Source organism: Escherichia sp. E3659 (genome assembly GCF_005781135.1).
Classification (GTDB): Bacteria; Pseudomonadota; Gammaproteobacteria; order Enterobacterales; family Enterobacteriaceae; genus Escherichia.
The window spans coordinates 337965-353948 of record NZ_VATQ01000006.1; the positions used below are offsets into that span (position 1 = coordinate 337965).

The window sequence follows — 15984 nt, forward strand, 5'->3', positions numbered from 1 at the left end:
ATTATTACACACAAGTAACAAAGGGTTTATCTGCAAAAGGATTACATTATGATCATGGCGAAACTGAAGTCAGCGAAGGGGAGAAAGTTTCTCATAGGTTTGTTGGCGGTTTTCATTATTGCGGCGTCGGTAGTGACTCGCGCGACTATCGGTGGTGTTATTGAACAATACAATATCCCGCTGTCCGAATGGACGACATCAATGTATGTGATTCAGTCATCGATGATTTTTGTCTATAGTCTGGTCTTTACCGTGTTACTGGCAATCCCGCTGGGTATTTATTTCCTCGGCGGAGATGAGAAGTAAGTAAAAGAAAGGCCCGTAACTTCGGGCCTTGAAAGCAAGTGACGAACGATTAATCGTCGTCTTCGTCATCCAGTTCGACAGGTGTCTGGTATTGGTCTGGTTTAATCACCAGCAGGTCGCAGCGAAGATGATCAATCACTTGTTCCGCCGTATTGCCAAGGAATGCCGCAGAAATACCAGTGCGTCCTACGGTTCCCAGAACCACAATTCCTGCCTGTAAATGCTCCGCTAAATCGGGAATCACTTCTTCCGGTAGACCTTTTTCGACATGCGTCATTTTCTCGTCAATGCTGAATTTCTGCCGCAGGGCTTTCATCGCCAGTAAATGTTGCCCGCGAATAGCATCGTTATAAACGCTTGGATCAAATTCCGGCAGTTCAATCGCAATATTGATGGGGGTTACTGGATAAGCACCAACCAGATGTACCTCGGTGTGGTTGACCTGGTCCGCCAGTTCGATTGTCTCTTTCACCAGTTTTTCATTGAGCGCATTATGATACGGCTCTTCGCTGGCGAGATTCACCGCCACCAGTGCCTTACCCCCTTCCGGCCACGGTTGGTCTTTCACCATCCACACCGGGCTCGGGCATTTGCGTAACAGGTGCCAGTCTGTTGGAGTAAAAATCACCGCTTCCAGGCGGTCATGTTGGTGCGCCATTTTTAGCACCAGATCATGCCCACCGCTAAGTACTTCCTGAATGATGGCTTCGAAAGGACGGTTATGCCAGACCACTTTAATTTCAATGGGAACGCCAGCGTTAAGATAATATTTCGCCTGCTCGTGGATCCACGCAGTACGCTGACTAATGACGCCCTGACGCATGGCGGTCCGCTCGTCCGGGGAGAGTAGGGTAGTCATCTCGTATGAGAAGTCATAAATAGGCAAAAAGGCTTTAATTTTGCCACCAATCCGTTGATGCAAATAAACAGCTCGCCGTAATGCGGGTTGATCGTCCTGATTAGGATCGATAACAACAAGCATGTTCTGATACATAGCCATACAGAGTCTCCTTACAACAACTGTCAATGCAGTTTGTATTAAAAGAGTAACCTGGATCTGGTGAATGAAACAGTGATGAACCTTCTGCCAGATCAATAAATGAGAAAAATTTAATGATATGACAGAAGGATAGTGAGTTATGCGGAAAAATCAGGCGACGTTGCGTGTATGACCGGCTAGTTGGGCCAGCGCATCGTTATTTTCGATGGTGATATATTTACCTTTGACTGCCAGCATGCCGCTTTTCTGGAAGCGTCCCAGCAGACGGCTGATGGTTTCTACCGTCAGGCCCAGATAGTTACCGATATCGCCACGAGTCATCGTCAGGCGGAATTCACGAGGGGAGAAGCCGCGTTGGGCAAAACGACGGGACAGATTATAGATAAATGCAGCCAGACGTTCTTCGGCATTTTTCTTCGACAACAGCAGGATCATGTCCTGATCGCCTTTAATTTCGCCGCTCATCAGACGCATCATCTGTTGGCGCAAATTTGGCATTTTACCGGACAGATCGTCCAGCGTTTCGAACGGAATTTCACACACCATCGAGGTTTCCAGCGCCTGGGCGAAGCTTGGATGATGACCGCTGCCTATGGCATCGAAACCCACCAGATCGCCTGCTAAATGAAAGCCAGTGATTTGCTCGTCGCCTTGCTCTGTAATGGTATAACTTTTAATCGTACCGGAGCGGATGGCATAAAGCGATTTAAGTTCATCACCAGCCTTAAACAGCGTCTGGCCTTTCTGAATAGGCTTCTTTCGCTCAATGATATTATCAAGCTGATCAAGCTCATGTTCGTTGAGTGTGAACGGGATGCAAAGCTGACTGATGCTGCAATCCTGGCAATGGATAGCACAACCGCCAGACTGAATGCGCCGTATAATTCGCTTTTCCGGGATCATAGGTCTGCTCAAGCCGTAATTGATATTTGTCAATTTTAACATCTTTTTAGGGAGCAAGTAAGTCTAAGCAAACCTTAACAGCGGAGAATTCCGATAATAGATGTAAATTTATGTCTATCTAATTGAAAAACCTTAGATTGTTAAGGATAACTTTACGTAAAACTGTGAACACGCAGGCACAAATTGCTTAATGTTTACAGTAAAAGATAACCTTCATGGCGCAATAGCCACTCTTTTCGCTGCACTCCGCCTGCATATCCTGTCATCGTGCCGTTTCGGCCAATGACCCTGTGACAAGGCACCACAATACTGATTGGGTTTGCACCGTTGGCTGCGCCGACGGCACGCGCGGCCCCTGGGCGGCCTAGTTGTTCTGCCAGTTGACCGTAATGCATTACCTGTCCACATGGGATAGTGCGTAGCGTTTTCCATACTTCCCGTTGAAATGGCGTACCGCCGGTGGCAGTGGGTAGGGAATCAATAATGCTTAGATTACCGGCAAAATAATCACGAAGTTTATCGCTTAACCCGCCGGGATTGCTGGCGGAAATACGCTCATAACCTTCTTTGCGATAATGGATGTCCAGCAATTGCACCATGCGATCGCTATACTCTTCCCACTCAACCGCCCGCAGACGAAATTGTTCATCGCAAATAACCCACAGAGGACCCAGTGGCGTGGCAATTTTTTCTTCAAGTAATCTCAGCATCCGTTCTCTCTTAAGATAAATATGGGTAAACACCCCCGGACAAATCAGCAGACCGACAAGATACCACGCAAGCAACATTAGCAGCCATACCACAAGAAGATAAGAGGGTACGGTACGACTAATGAATAGTAGGTACCTGGATTAGTTTCCGGTTTGAACGATAGCGCTGAAGTGGATTTCCGGGCTAAATGTGTCTGCCGCTTCGTAACTTCTCCCGACACCAGCGAGAATGTGGTTTTCTGCAATGCAGACAAATGAATAAAAAAATAGAGTCTGTCGACATCCGCCAGACTCTACAGTACACACAGCAGTGCATCCGCGTCTTGAATCCGGCCTGCTTCCTGTCAGCCGGTGACAGTGTTATAACGGTTTTGCCCATCAGTTGCCAATTTTCTTCAGTGACAGATTTCACGAAAATATAAGTTAAAACGTTCATCTCGTGATTGAATAATCATGCATCGTTAATCGACTGGTGAATTTAGCGGGTGATTAACCTGTGCGGCGTTTAAACATATTGCAGAATGATTTGCTTAAGTATATTTCAGGCGAAGTGCAACAAATTACCTTCATCATATATTGGTTGCTTGATGGACAAATCGCCTTAATTAGGGCCTGTGCAGGCTCACTCCCGGCCTAAACTGTTCGATACTGCAACCAGGCTGGTATAAAATGCCCCGCCTGCGGAGACACTAGCCTGTATGGGGCAAGATGTTGCTTCAACTTGCGAAGTGAACGATGCAGCAAGCATCAGATATATGAACAATTAACTCGTCTGGATCACGACGTGCGAAGGTACATAGGAGGTTACATGAACCTTGACGACAAATCGCTGTTTCTTGACGCCATGGAAGATGTCCAACCACTGAAACGCGCTACTGATGTCCACTGGCATCCTGTGCGTAACCAACGCGCGCCACAGCGTATAGACACGCTGCAACTTGATAATTTCCTCACCACAGGATTTCTCGACATCATCCCGCTAAATCAGCCCCTGGAATTTCGTCGGGAAGGTTTGCAACATGGGGTGATCGATAAGCTACGCAGCGGCAAATATCCGCAACAGGCTAGCCTGAATTTACTTCGCCAGTCGGTGGAAGAGTGCCGCAAAATGGTGTTTAGTTTTATTCATCAGGCGCGGGCGGATGGTTTGCGTAATGTACTTATTATTCACGGCAAAGGCAGAGAAGATAAGTCTCACGCCAACATTGTCCGTAGTTATGTCGCACGTTGGCTGACAGAGTTTGATGATGTACAGGCTTATTGCACCGCGCTACCGCATCATGGCGGCAGCGGGGCGTGTTACGTTGCACTGCGTAAAACAGCGCAGGCGAAACAAGAAAACTGGGAGCGTCACGCTAAACGCAGTCGATAATTCATTGACGCTTCCGCGCTATTGAAAAAATCAAGCCGCCAGTACGCGGTTGCGTCCGTCATTTTTCGCCCGATACAACGCATCATCTACGCGTTTAAACAGTTCATCGATGCCTTCATTGCCTTCGTGATGCGCCACGCCAATGCTGACCGTAAAACGCGGTAAGCCAGAAATACTCACTTTTGCCACGCTCAATCGGATAGTTTCAGCGAGAGAAATTGCGGTATCCAGCGGAGTTCTGGGTAATAACAAGACGAACTCTTCACCTCCCCATCGAAACACCATATCGCCTTTGCGAGCGCAGCTTTCGAGCGTACGAGCCAGAGTGCATAAAACTTCATCACCTTTCTGGTGACCGTACAGGTCATTAATATGCTTAAAACGATCGGTGTCGATAAGCAGCAAACTGTAATCCTGAGCGATTGCGAGATGCTGCATCTGGCCTTGCTCGGTGATGTGATAAAATTGTCGGCGGTTAAGTAACCCCGTCAACGCGTCATGGTGAGCCGCGTGTTCCAGTTGTTGTTCCAGCCTTTTTTGCTCGGTAATGTCATGCACGATGCATAACATTAACTTGTCGCCATAAATCTCAATTGGCCCGGCATAAGTTTGCACATGGCGAGTGGAACCATCTGCCAGCTTATGGACAAAGTTAAGAGGTTTATGTCCGCCGGGTAAACGCGAAATTTCATGCATGACAGGCATCACGCGACGCCCAAGAATATTAATTTCCCAGGTGTGTTTCTGACAGATTGTTTCATGGTTATAGCCATAGAAATTGAGTGCGGCCACATTGGCGTCGACAATTTGGCCATCACGCGAGGGATCTATCAACAGCATTGGCGCGGAATTAGTCAGAAAAAAACGCGCATAAAACCCTTGTTTTTTACGCTGATAATTTGCAGATCGGCTGGCTTTTAAGCCCAGACTTGCGGGTGTCTCCATCCCTTCAAATATGATCACTTCCCCAGTATCACTAATCTCTTTGAGGGTTAACCGACAGCTTAGCGCTGTCTCTTCACCATTACGCTTGACCGTGAGGATTTCTACAATATCGAGTTGGTTATGCAGGTCTACGAGATATTTTGGTAGTTCGTTTTGGGAGGAGACGGAATAGAGGCCGGTTCGTAGCTGACTAAAAGTGAGTTCTTGCATCAACAGTTGCGCAGCGCTATTGGCATAAATTAACCGTTCCTCGAAGGGGGAAACGATCCAGACAGGACTGGTTAATAAGTCCAGGGTATTGAAGTTGTGCGTAGTCATTGAAATCCCGTTATTTTTATCAATTTTCTATTGTTATCTGATCGCAAAAATGCCACCACAAATGATCAGATAATTCTGATAATGATAGACGCTATTTAACACTTTACCCCTTTTCTAATCATGAAAAGTATTTTGCTTTCTGTATTTAGTTTTGACAGGATTTTATTAATCATTTCAGGGTAATGGGGTGAGGAGATGTTGCGTAAGATGACCAGAAGACTAGACTACAAAATAAAGCATTGATAATGGAGGCACTGTGGAAACGATTAAGGGAGCGGACATAAATGTACCGGATGCAGTATTTGCCTGGATGTTGGATGGTAAAGGCGGCGTTAAACCGCTGGAAAATACAGATGAGATAGATGAAGAGCATCCCTGCTGGCTCCACCTTAATTATGTGCACCATGACAGCGCGCAGTGGCTGGCAACGACACCATTGCTCCCAAATAACGTGCGTGACGCGCTGGCAGGGGAAAGCACGCGACCCAGAGTCAGCCGTCTTGGTGAAGGGACGTTGATTACGTTGCGCTGTATTAATGGCAGTACTGATGAACGTCCCGACCAGCTGGTCGCCATGCGTGTTTATATGGACGGTCGGTTCATTGTCTCGACCCGACAACGTAAAGTACTGGCGTTAGACGATGTAGTTAGCGATCTGGAAGAGGGGACCGGCCCGACTGATTGCGGAGGCTGGCTGGTGGATGTGTGTGATGCATTAACCGATCACTCCAATGAGTTTATAGAGCAACTGCACGATAAAATTATCGACCTGGAAGATAATTTACTTGATCAACAAATTCCGCCGCGCGGTTTCCTGGCACTACTACGAAAACAACTCATTGTTATGCGTCGCTATATGGCGCCGCAGCGAGATGTTTATGCTCGCCTTGCCAGTGAGCGCCTGCCCTGGATGAATGACGATCAACGGCGCAGAATGCAGGATATTGCTGACCGTCTTGGGCGCGGTCTGGATGAGATTGACGCGTGCATTGCGAGAACTGGCGTGATGGCGGACGAAATCGCCCAAGTGATGCAGGAAAATTTAGCCCGCCGTACTTACACAATGTCATTGATGGCAATGGTCTTTTTACCCAGTACATTTTTAACCGGGCTATTTGGCGTTAACCTCGGCGGTATTCCAGGTGGAGGATGGCAATTTGGTTTTTCGCTTTTTTGTATTCTGTTAGTTGTTCTTATTGGTGGTGTTGCTTTATGGTTGCATCGTAGTAAATGGTTGTAACAAAAGCAATTTCCCCTGGTTCCTGTATACAAAAACGCCGTAAAGTTTGAGCGAGGTCAATAAACTCTCTACCCATTCAGGGCAATATCTTTCACGCAGGTGAATGCAACGTCAAGCGATGGGCGTTGCGCTCCATATTGTCTTACTTCCTTTTTTGAATTACTGCATAGCACAATTGATTCGTACGACGCCGACTTAGATAAGTCGGCTTTTTTTTGTCTGTTATCTGTCAACGTCTACCCTTTAAGAGTCTACCCAATGACCAAAGGGAAATATGATGACACTCATTTATTTGCAAATTCCTGTCCCTGAACCGATTCCTGGCGATCCCGTCCCAGTCCCCGATCCAATCCCTCGTCCACAACCTATGCCCGACCCGCCGCCCGATGAAGAACCGATTAAATTGTCGCAACGTGAGCGTAGATCTGCGAGGATACGCGCCTGCTAACTTTGCGCTGATGACCACGAGAATAGATTGTGACCGCTTTTTCTACCCTGAACGTTTTGCCTCCCGCCCAGCTCACTAACCTTAATGAGTTGGGTTACTTAACCATGACACCGGTGCAGGCCGCCGCACTTCCGGCGATCCTTGCTGGAAGAGATGTTCGCGTGCAGGCGAAAACCGGCAGCGGAAAAACCGCGGCATTTGGCCTCGGGTTGTTACAGCAAATTGATGCGTCGCTGTTTCAGACTCAGGCTTTAGTGCTGTGTCCGACTCGTGAACTGGCGGATCAAGTCGCAGGGGAGTTACGTCGGCTGGCGCGTTTTCTACCAAATACCAAGATCTTGACCTTATGCGGCGGTCAGCCGTTTGGCATTCAGCGCGACTCACTGCAACACGCGCCGCATATCATCGTGGCAACGCCGGGGCGTTTGCTGGATCACCTGCAAAAAGGCACTGTTTCGTTAGATGCGTTGAATACGTTGGTCATGGATGAAGCCGACCGTATGCTGGATATGGGGTTTAGCGACGCAATTGATGAAGTCATCGGTTTTGTGCCAGCTTCTCGCCAGACGCTTCTCTTCTCTGCCACCTGGCCGGAAGCGATCGCCGCGATTAGCGGTCGTGTACAACGAGATCCCCTGGCGATTGAAATAGACACAACAGATGCTCTGCCGCCTGTTGAACAACAATTTTATGAGACATCCAGCAAGGGCAAAATTCCGTTGTTGCAACGGTTATTAAGTTTGCATCAGCCAGCGTCTTGTGTGGTGTTTTGTAACACCAAAAAAGATTGCCAGGCTGTGTGTGACGCACTGAATGAAGTAGGGCAAAGTGCATTGTCATTACATGGCGATCTGGAACAGCGCGATCGCGACCAGACGTTGGTTCGTTTTGCCAACGGTAGCGCTCGTGTGCTGGTAGCGACCGATGTCGCTGCGCGTGGTCTGGATATTAAATCGCTTGAGCTGGTGGTGAACTTTGAGCTGGCGTGGGATCCTGAAGTTCATGTGCATCGTATCGGGCGTACGGCGCGTGCCGGGAATAGCGGTCTGGCAATCAGTTTCTGTGCGCCAGAAGAAGCACAGCGCGCCAATATCATTGCCGACATGTTGCAGATGAAACTTAACTGGCAAACGTTACCAGCCAGCAGGGACATTGTGTCGCTGGAGGCCGAAATGGCAACGTTGTGTATCGATGGCGGGAAAAAAGCCAAAATGCGTCCGGGTGATGTATTAGGCGCGCTGACAGGAGATATCGGGCTTGATGGTGCGGATATTGGCAAAATCACCGTGCACCCAGCGCATGTCTATGTCGCAGTGCGACAGGCTGTTGCTCATAAGACATGGAAGCAGTTACAGGGCGGCAAGATTAAAGGAAAAACTTGCCGGGTACGGCTGTTAAAATAACGAAATGTTGAATTGCCTGATGCAAGGATAAACATCTTCTTCGGCATTGCCGGATGCGACGCTGGCCGCGTCTTATCCGGCCTACATGAGTAGCCCGATAAGCTTGCGTATCGGGCGCTATTCTGATTATTTCACTTCAACCACATTCAGGCGCAGTTCATCCAGCTGATTTTCGTCTTCTTCAGGCTGCCAGCCCGCCGGTTGTAGTGGGAGCTCTTCGCGATCAAACGCCAGATCACCGCCGTTAACCACTTCTGAACCGTGGGTAATGCCTTTGAAATCGAAAAGACTGGTATCGCACAGATGAGACGGCACCACATTTTGCATCGCGCTGAACATGGTCTCGATACGTCCCGGATAACGCTTATCCCAGTCGCGGAGCATATCGGCAATCACCTGACGTTGCAGGTTAGGCTGTGAACCGCACAGGTTACATGGAATAATCGGGAACGCTTTCGCATCGGCAAAACGCTGAATGTCTTTTTCGCGGCAGTAGGCCAGCGGACGAATCACGATATGTTTGCCATCATCGCTCATCAGTTTCGGTGGCATCCCCTTCATCTTGCCACCGTAGAACATATTTAAGAACAGCGTTTGCAGGATATCGTCGCGGTGGTGACCCAGTGCGATTTTCGTGGCTCCCAGTTCTGTTGCGGTGCGATAAAGGATACCGCGACGCAGACGAGAGCAGAGCGAGCAGGTAGTTTTTCCTTCAGGGATTTTCTCTTTTACGATCCCGTAAGTATTCTCTTCAACAATCTTATACTCAACGCCCAGCTTATCGAGATACTCCGGCAGGACGTGTTCCGGGAAACCTGGCTGTTTCTGGTCGAGGTTAACGGCAACCAGCGAGAAATTGATTGGCGCGCTTTGCTGCAAATTACGCAGGATCTCCAGCATGGTATAGCTGTCTTTGCCCCCGGAGAGGCAAACCATAATGCGGTCGCCATCTTCAATCATATTGAAGTCAGCAATGGCTTCGCCCACGTTACGACGCAGACGTTTTTGTAATTTGTTGAGATTGTATATCTCTTTCTTCGTATTCTTTTGATTTTCTTGCATTATTTCAGTTCTCTGGTACTAAATGGGGCAAATTGGGGGCAAACTTTGCAACTACGATAACCGCGCATTCAACATAGCTACCTGTTCGTCGTTCATGTCATCAATCCACATACCGTAAATTTCATACACCATCTGCGCAGTTTCATGCCCCATCTGGCTGGCTATAAATGCCGGGTTCGCTCCTGCCGTCAACAGCCAGCAGGCAAAAGTATGTCGCGTATGGTACGGATTACGGCGGCGAATACCAGCACGTTTTACAGCTGCATTCCATCTCGCACCCAAACTGCTTACCGAGTAATAAGGTTTCTGTTTTCCGTTACACATCCTGGGCATGAAAACAAAATGCAGTTTTTGCTTTTCGGTTCTGCCGTACTCCCGATGATAAAAAGTGATTTCGCTTTTGCGATGATGCCCGGTCAGTTTGTATTGCTCCTTCAGTGCTTCAAGAGCAGGCTGTAGTAGTGTTACCGTCCGGATCCCCGCATTTGTTTTTGGGGGACCGAACATATCAAGTATCGTCAGGTTTCTTCTGACATTCACAATTCCCTTCTCGAAATCCACATCCTCCCACGCCAGAGCAGCCAGTTCCCCGTGACGAAGCCCGGAGTAAACGGCAAATTTCCACAAGTTCTGGCTCTGTCCTTTTTCACTTTCCATTAATGCATTGAATTCTGTTTTAGATAACGGATCAGGCTTTATTCTGTTTCGCTGTAATTTTTTTACTCCTTCAAATGGTTTGGTTGATATAAATCCCGACTGATACGCAAAACGTAACAACGAACAGAGCAGGGCGATATAGTTATCAACTGTGCGCACGGTTCTTCCTTTTTTGTTGGATCTTGGATTATCCAGGTAAAGCGTTTCTCCATGCAGCAGTTCATTCCGGTAGTTTAAGATATCGCTATAACGAATATGTGATATATGTGTACTCTCACAAATTATTATCCTGAGTGTTTTTAATTGTGATTTCGTTTTCTTCATTGTGTTTGTTGTTAACTCTGTCTCTTTAATTTTTGTCCAGATATCACAAAGCTCCCCGAACGTTTTTATGACCCTCGTTGTCACCATTTTTGCCCCAGTGCTGGACTGGGGAAAACGTCTTAAATACTCAAATTCACCGGAGTTGATTTCATGAACTATCAATGCTCTTAAATTCCCGGCCTTTTTAATGTTACTGTTAGTAACCTCCCAGCCTTTCAATGTTTCCCGACATCGTTTTCCTCGAAACATGAACCAGATGCGAATGTATTTACCTCGAATCTCGACACCTGTTGGTAATTTAGACATATCATGAGTCTTTGATAAACTGATTTATCTTTGGATAGTTGTACCAGATAATCCCTCGCTTACTGTCTGGCTTCCCTAAAGGAGATACTCGTTTGAAGTGGAAGCCTTCCACCCAACAGTTCTGGCGGTATGCTTCAATTTGTCTGGCCCCCAGACCAGTGCGAAGCATCAGGCCGTATTCAACCATCCACTCTTCATTAAAGATTACTTGTGCCATCGCATCACCTCTGGCAGGCGCCAATGTTAGACCGAAATTGACGCCCGATGTTGATTATTAATAATCAGCTATGAAGTTTTAATTTGAATACAATGCAACTCACGAGGACTGAATTTTCTCGCAATTAAAATTTATCAGTTTTACTTTCTGCTCTCTGGAAACGCCTGCTTCTTTTTTACCTGAGAGCATTTTTTCGCATTCTGATTTGGTTAATTTTGTTTTTGAGTACCTTGTCCAGTTAGTAGGAGTGCCACCTTCCTTTTCAATAGTGGCGGTAATTTTATACATGAACACCTCCATTATTATTTCCAGTGGTTCGTTTATTCCATCGTTCGAGTGCTTCTTTTTCACTTCCACCATAGCCGGTTCGGGATTCGCATCCGTTACACTTCGCGCGGTAATATCCTGAAATGGCTTTCACCGTTACTGATGGACAACCACAAAAAGGGCATGGTTTGACTTTTTCATACCGCATTGTCTTTTCTCTCATAAAATAAAATTTTGTGATGGCGGTGAGGCTACACCGCCAAAGTCAATATCAGGAGCCGATATATTCTGGTTTCATATCTGTCAGTGTCGTTTTATACGCCTCATATAATTCACCCAGATGTGGCCGGGCAGCATTCAGCGTATTTTCCAGAGCAGTAAATTTTTGTTCTGCTTCTGGATCACCTGAAGAAGGTAGGTCATTTATCATCTTCTCGATACGGGCAATAGCATTGAGACGGTGATGACGCTGAACCACTTTTCCTTTAAGTTCCGTATAGAGAGCGCCAAGTGTATTTTTATGATCTTCCACTTCCTGGCGAAGTGCTGTTGTTTCCCCGGTGCTTTGTGCCTGCTCAATACGTTCACGGAAAGCATCGATCCAGTTTTCCCCGGCATCCTGCTCAATAATTGTTGTTTCACGTTCCGCGCGGCAAGCGGAAGTGTTTTTATGTTCCTGAACCGGATTAATGATTTTTTCCTGTGGCTCGTCCAGTTCGTCCCTGGTGTACACTCCAAGAATCACTTCGGGGCAATAAAGGCGCGCCCAGCGTTTCAGCGCCAGATAGGCAAGCTGCTGGCGAGGATCGTCGGCCCATAGCGTTGAGTTACGTGTTCTGGCCTGCGCCAGAAGTAATTCCAGTACGCGTGGTTTACTTTCGCCGCGTAGTGTTGCCTGGACACGAACACCGATCCCGTTTTCATCGGCCAGCTTCCAGCCAGGTACACGATATTCTTTCCCTTTGTCGCTCTTCCTGATTTCAAATTTCCCGATAATTTTTTCCCACGGCCCGAACCAGTCATATTCAATACGCCCGGTTAGCGGCCCACGAGTACTGATTACGGCATTAACCAGTTGCGCTTCATATCCGAGCACACCATTCACAACGAAAGTTTTCTGAGCTACTGCGTAAGGGTTCATTTGCCACTGCATCGCCTGCATGGTGATGGCCATGCAGTCTGATGGATTTCCCCGGAGGTGTTCCGGTACAGTAGCCATGCCGGAAGCCATTACCTGGGAAAATGTCTGAATTGCAGCCAGGGACTGAGGGCTGAAAACCGCAACATTAGAGTTAATATTTTCTTGTTGAGTTAATTCGTTCATTGTGTCCTTCCTCAGATGCTCAGTGCTTCAAGACGACGAAGATCAAAGTCGTTTAATTCGTCGGTATAACTTTCGGTAATCGGTGCTGGCCAGTTGTTTGTCTCCAGGGCTTCGTTTATCTGGCGTAGCGTCCGGCGATATTCCTGTCGACCAAGTTCCAGGAGTTCCTGCGAGGCTTCCACGACTGCCACCCAGTGATAGCCAGCATCTTTGTTGACGAAGATCCAGAAAAATTTGTCCAGGTTTGCCACATCGCAATACATTGCGGCGCTGAGGTGATAATCACGCTCAATAATTTCACGGTGCAGGCGATCTTTAAGTCGTTCCTGTCGCACATAACCGAGGCTGACTGACTTCACGTCAGCGCAAATGCTTTCGTATGGCAGCCGGATTTCGATATCAGGACGGACCCTGATTTCCAGCCCGGTTTCTTCATCAAACCCGAAATAGCTGATTTCAGATTTGCGATCCGGGTGGTTGAGTAGCCTTGCTGCATCGGTATTGTTTTGCAGTGCCGCGTGAATATTTTTTGCCTGTTCATACATATCCGGACTGATAAACGTTTTCCCGGCATTTTCTTCTTGCTGGCGTTTTTGCCAGTCCTCCAGTGTCACCAGTTCCGGGCGAATTTTCCGTGCGATTTCGGTTAATTGCTCTTTTGTGCCACTGATGTTGTAAGGCAAAGATTTAGCACGTTCTTTTTTTGCCAGTTCTGGGTCTACAGTTTCAATTTGATCCAGAAGCTGCTCCCGTGCTCCACTGGTTTTCAACAGAGGAGGGAGGCTTGCGTTGTATTCTTTAATACAGGCTTTCATTGCTGATGCTGTGTGTTTTTCCCCCTCAGGAATACGCCGAAATTCCACCGGAAGCGAACCGTAAAGGATGCCTGTTTCTTCGGCCCCGGCACTTACAGACAGTGGCTGTATAAGAGTGCTGTTGTAGCTTTCGATCCACTCTTTCATCTGCTCTGGTGTCATCAGTGCTGGCAGACTGGCATTGTGTTTTTTAATGATGGCGATCAGTTCGTTAGAAGTAGTAACCACATATTCAGGAACCGGTACCGGAATGGCATATTCATCAGCGAATTTATCCGTTTCCAGAACATAGCTGTGAATGATCCGCCCACGCAGCAGTGCATCACTTTCCTCGTTCGGAATAGTTCCGGTAATGTGCCGTCCGTGGTAATACATCAGGCTGATACGGGCATCCTTCAGCATCGTGCTGCTTATTCCGTTGGCGGAGTGATAAACCTCGTTCGGGAGGTTTTCATAGCGGCCAGGCTCGAAATATGACGGCCACATGATTTCAGTTGCTACAGGAGCTGACGCTTCACCAGTTTCATCACTGCAATCACGATGCGGATCGCTGCCAGCATTCTCATTGTGCGGATGTTCAGCGCCTTCCATTTCCACCGGATCTTTTTCCTTAGCTTCAACCTGATTCTCTTCATCGAATGTTTCCTGGTATGTTGCGTCGCCCATCACCGCACCACAGTCAGGGCAGTTATCCCCGCCAGTCTTGCCACAGACATTGCAGACTTTCTCCGGTTCCTGTTGCACTACTGGCTCTGGTTGTTTCACATCCGGGCTGGTTTTTTCAGTTTCTGGCGTGTTTTGTTCCGTTTCTGGCTGGTTCTGGTACACAGAATCGCGAGTCTGGATCCCCTTAACCCATTTCGGATCGTTCGGGTCGCTAATTCCGTCAACAAATTCACCACGTGATGCAGCAAGCAATTTATCGGCATCGACAGGATTTTTTGATGGAATGTTTTTCCGGGCTTCATGGAGTTCTGCCCGCAGTTCCTGATATTTCGCATCAACAGAATTTACCTGTGACTGAGCATCCAGCGGCTGCGTGTCCTGATGATGTTCAGTTGCGTCCGGTTCCATTGTTTCAGCCTCTCCCTGTTCATCTGCCGTTGTTCCAGTTGGTTGTGGTTTTTCTTCATCATCCTGTTTTCCTTCTTCTGTTACACGCTGCGGCATCGGGGCAGAGGAGCGACCGCAGGCAATATCCACGATTTCCGGATCAGGGTTGGCATGATCGGTTTCAGTCAGTACTTTGTTCAGATATTCAGTGACGTGCGCGGGGATGACCTCGATCCCAATTGGTGCTTCTTTCACGGACGCAACCACGATGGCGCGTGAATAATCCAGCCCGCCAGGCATGGTGATGAATTTGTCGCGGAAAACAGAAAAGGGCGGTTTATTTTCAGCGATAATTTCCTCAATGCGTTTCGCGTGTGCCGGATGAAGGTTATAGATGTCCACGTCCATTGAACGGGCCAGTACGCCAGTGGCTACATCGCGCGCCAGTGACGTCAGATCATGGACGAAACCTTCGCCGCGATCGGTGAGGTTCCCGCCGCCAGCATTAGCACCGGAAGCCGTGCGAGTGATGCGTGAAACACGATTCCCTTTTTGCCATTCTTTTGTCAGAAGACCGCGATCAATGTGTTCGGTATCCAGCCAGGCTGAAATGAAATTCTTAAATTCATAGGGCTGATGTTTTTTCGTGATAGAGAAAACTGCCTTAATTGCATCAGTCAGGCGGAGCAGGGCGGCATTATCCAGAGTTGTCGGTTCTGCCATGCCGCGTATGGCCAACAGCAGATTCTGGACATAGCTGTTTTCCTGATCCATCTCAAGAGCAGTAATGTGTTCGCGTTGTTCTCGGGTGGCATGATGCAGGTATTTCCGATCCCCGGCCGCATAGGTAAAAATGTGCAGAAGACGCTGTGTGAACCGCAAAGTAGATACAGATACTTCGCAATCCTGGCAATCCCCGTGAGCGTCTGCCCGTGTGTTTTCTTCCTGGCCTCCCGCCGGTTCTTCGGTTTCCGGTGCATTCTCCTGATGGTGAACGTCGTCTGGCGCTGTTCCTGGTTTTAGTTCCCAGGTCATGGAGTCTTTGCTGAGTTGATAGCGTTCACTCCAGGTAAAATCGATCTCACCTTCAGGGGGAAGGTCATTAACGACAGGAAAATTCGTGGCAACATGTTTAAAATAGCTGCTCAGTTTTTTACCTGACTTAACGAGCAGGTAGTCCAGAGTGGCACAGGTCGATTCAAAATCGTCGCTTGCCCAGAGGACGACGTCAGGTTCACCGGATGATTTTTTCGCTTTCCGTAACAGGAAAAGTGGTTTTGTGCTCATTGTTTTTTAACCTCAACTCAGATTAAA

General features: G+C 47.9%; 16 protein-coding genes and 2 pseudogenes. 5 read left to right on the forward strand and 13 right to left on the reverse strand.

Annotation, left to right across the window (positions count from 1 at the left end; genetic code table 11):
* The first annotated feature begins 48 nt into the window (after positions 1 to 48).
* Positions 49 to 306 (forward strand): DUF2534 family protein, encoded by a 258-nt coding sequence (locus FEK47_RS07000; protein WP_130222728.1) that lies wholly within the window; start codon positions 49 to 51, stop codon positions 304 to 306.
* A 49-nt stretch (positions 307 to 355) separates the two neighbouring features.
* On the opposite strand, the gene uspE is transcribed toward FEK47_RS07000, so the two are convergent.
* From uspE to FEK47_RS25735, 5 genes and pseudogenes are all read right to left on the reverse strand, one after another.
* Positions 356 to 1306, reverse strand: coding sequence for a universal stress protein UspE (uspE, locus tag FEK47_RS07005; protein WP_130208771.1), 951 nt, complete (start codon positions 1304 to 1306; stop codon positions 356 to 358).
* A 150-nt stretch (positions 1307 to 1456) separates the two neighbouring features.
* Positions 1457 to 2209, reverse strand: coding sequence for a fumarate/nitrate reduction transcriptional regulator Fnr (gene fnr / locus FEK47_RS07010; protein ID WP_000611911.1), 753 nt, complete (start codon positions 2207 to 2209; stop codon positions 1457 to 1459).
* A 194-nt stretch (positions 2210 to 2403) separates the two neighbouring features.
* Entirely contained in the window at positions 2404 to 2919 is a 516-nt protein-coding gene (gene ogt / locus FEK47_RS07015; protein WP_135486337.1) for a methylated-DNA--[protein]-cysteine S-methyltransferase, read from the reverse strand.
* 27 nt (positions 2920 to 2946) lie between these two features.
* Positions 2947 to 3077, reverse strand: a pseudogene (locus tag FEK47_RS25080) (AbgT family transporter); the annotation flags it as partial.
* Positions 3078 to 3351: 274 nt separating this feature from the next.
* Positions 3352 to 3456, reverse strand: a pseudogene (locus FEK47_RS25735) (AraC family transcriptional regulator); the annotation flags it as partial.
* 271 nt (positions 3457 to 3727) lie between these two features.
* On the opposite strand from FEK47_RS25735, the gene smrA reads away from it, so the two are divergent.
* Positions 3728 to 4291, forward strand: coding sequence for a DNA endonuclease SmrA (smrA, locus tag FEK47_RS07020; protein WP_130208769.1), 564 nt, complete (start codon positions 3728 to 3730; stop codon positions 4289 to 4291).
* A 30-nt stretch (positions 4292 to 4321) separates the two neighbouring features.
* Here the strand turns inward: smrA and FEK47_RS07025 are convergent, their stop codons facing one another.
* Positions 4322 to 5554, reverse strand: a complete 1233-nt coding sequence (locus FEK47_RS07025; protein WP_130216110.1) for a sensor domain-containing diguanylate cyclase — start codon at positions 5552 to 5554, stop codon at positions 4322 to 4324.
* Between the two features lie 256 nt (positions 5555 to 5810).
* Here FEK47_RS07025 and zntB point away from each other — a divergent pair, with 256 nt between their 5' ends.
* The 3 genes from zntB (at position 5811) to dbpA (ending at position 8645) form a co-directional block, all read left to right on the forward strand.
* On the forward strand, positions 5811 to 6794 hold the full coding sequence (gene zntB / locus FEK47_RS07030) for a zinc transporter ZntB (RefSeq protein ID WP_130208765.1): 984 nt from the start codon (positions 5811 to 5813) through the stop codon (positions 6792 to 6794).
* Positions 6795 to 7068: 274 nt separating this feature from the next.
* Positions 7069 to 7242, forward strand: a complete 174-nt coding sequence (gene ynaL / locus FEK47_RS25655; RefSeq protein ID WP_276319618.1) for a protein YnaL — start codon at positions 7069 to 7071, stop codon at positions 7240 to 7242.
* 29 nt (positions 7243 to 7271) lie between these two features.
* Positions 7272 to 8645: an ATP-dependent RNA helicase DbpA gene (gene dbpA / locus FEK47_RS07035; protein WP_135486173.1), complete on the forward strand. Its 1374-nt coding sequence runs from the start codon at positions 7272 to 7274 to the stop codon at positions 8643 to 8645.
* A 126-nt stretch (positions 8646 to 8771) separates the two neighbouring features.
* On the opposite strand, the gene ttcA is transcribed toward dbpA, so the two are convergent.
* The 7 genes from ttcA to recE all read right to left on the reverse strand — a co-directional run bounded on the left by ttcA (position 8772) and on the right by recE (position 15957).
* Complete coding sequence (gene ttcA / locus FEK47_RS07040) at positions 8772 to 9707, reverse strand: tRNA 2-thiocytidine(32) synthetase TtcA (protein WP_135486172.1); 936 nt, start codon at positions 9705 to 9707, stop codon at positions 8772 to 8774.
* A 51-nt stretch (positions 9708 to 9758) separates the two neighbouring features.
* Positions 9759 to 10994: a site-specific integrase gene (locus FEK47_RS07045; RefSeq protein WP_138183148.1), complete on the reverse strand. Its 1236-nt coding sequence runs from the start codon at positions 10992 to 10994 to the stop codon at positions 9759 to 9761.
* A 1-nt stretch (position 10995) separates the two neighbouring features.
* Positions 10996 to 11211, reverse strand: a complete 216-nt coding sequence (gene xisR / locus FEK47_RS07050) for an excisionase XisR (RefSeq protein WP_000079604.1) — start codon at positions 11209 to 11211, stop codon at positions 10996 to 10998.
* A 99-nt stretch (positions 11212 to 11310) separates the two neighbouring features.
* Positions 11311 to 11499: a DUF1187 family protein gene (locus FEK47_RS07055; protein WP_135486171.1), complete on the reverse strand. Its 189-nt coding sequence runs from the start codon at positions 11497 to 11499 to the stop codon at positions 11311 to 11313.
* Positions 11492 to 11686, reverse strand: a complete 195-nt coding sequence (gene ralR, locus FEK47_RS07060) for a type I toxin-antitoxin system endodeoxyribonuclease toxin RalR (protein WP_021500490.1) — start codon at positions 11684 to 11686, stop codon at positions 11492 to 11494. Before ralR ends, FEK47_RS07055 begins: the two co-directional genes overlap by 8 nt.
* 63 nt (positions 11687 to 11749) lie before the next feature.
* The gene (locus tag FEK47_RS07065; RefSeq protein WP_001004422.1) at positions 11750 to 12802 is read right to left on the reverse strand and encodes a RecT family recombinase; all 1053 of its coding nucleotides are present in this window, start codon (positions 12800 to 12802) and stop codon (positions 11750 to 11752) included.
* Positions 12803 to 12813: 11 nt separating this feature from the next.
* A complete protein-coding gene (gene recE, locus FEK47_RS07070; RefSeq protein ID WP_135486170.1) occupies positions 12814 to 15957 on the reverse strand; it encodes an exodeoxyribonuclease VIII in 3144 nt (1047 codons plus the stop codon).
* Positions 15958 to 15984 lie beyond the last annotated feature (27 nt).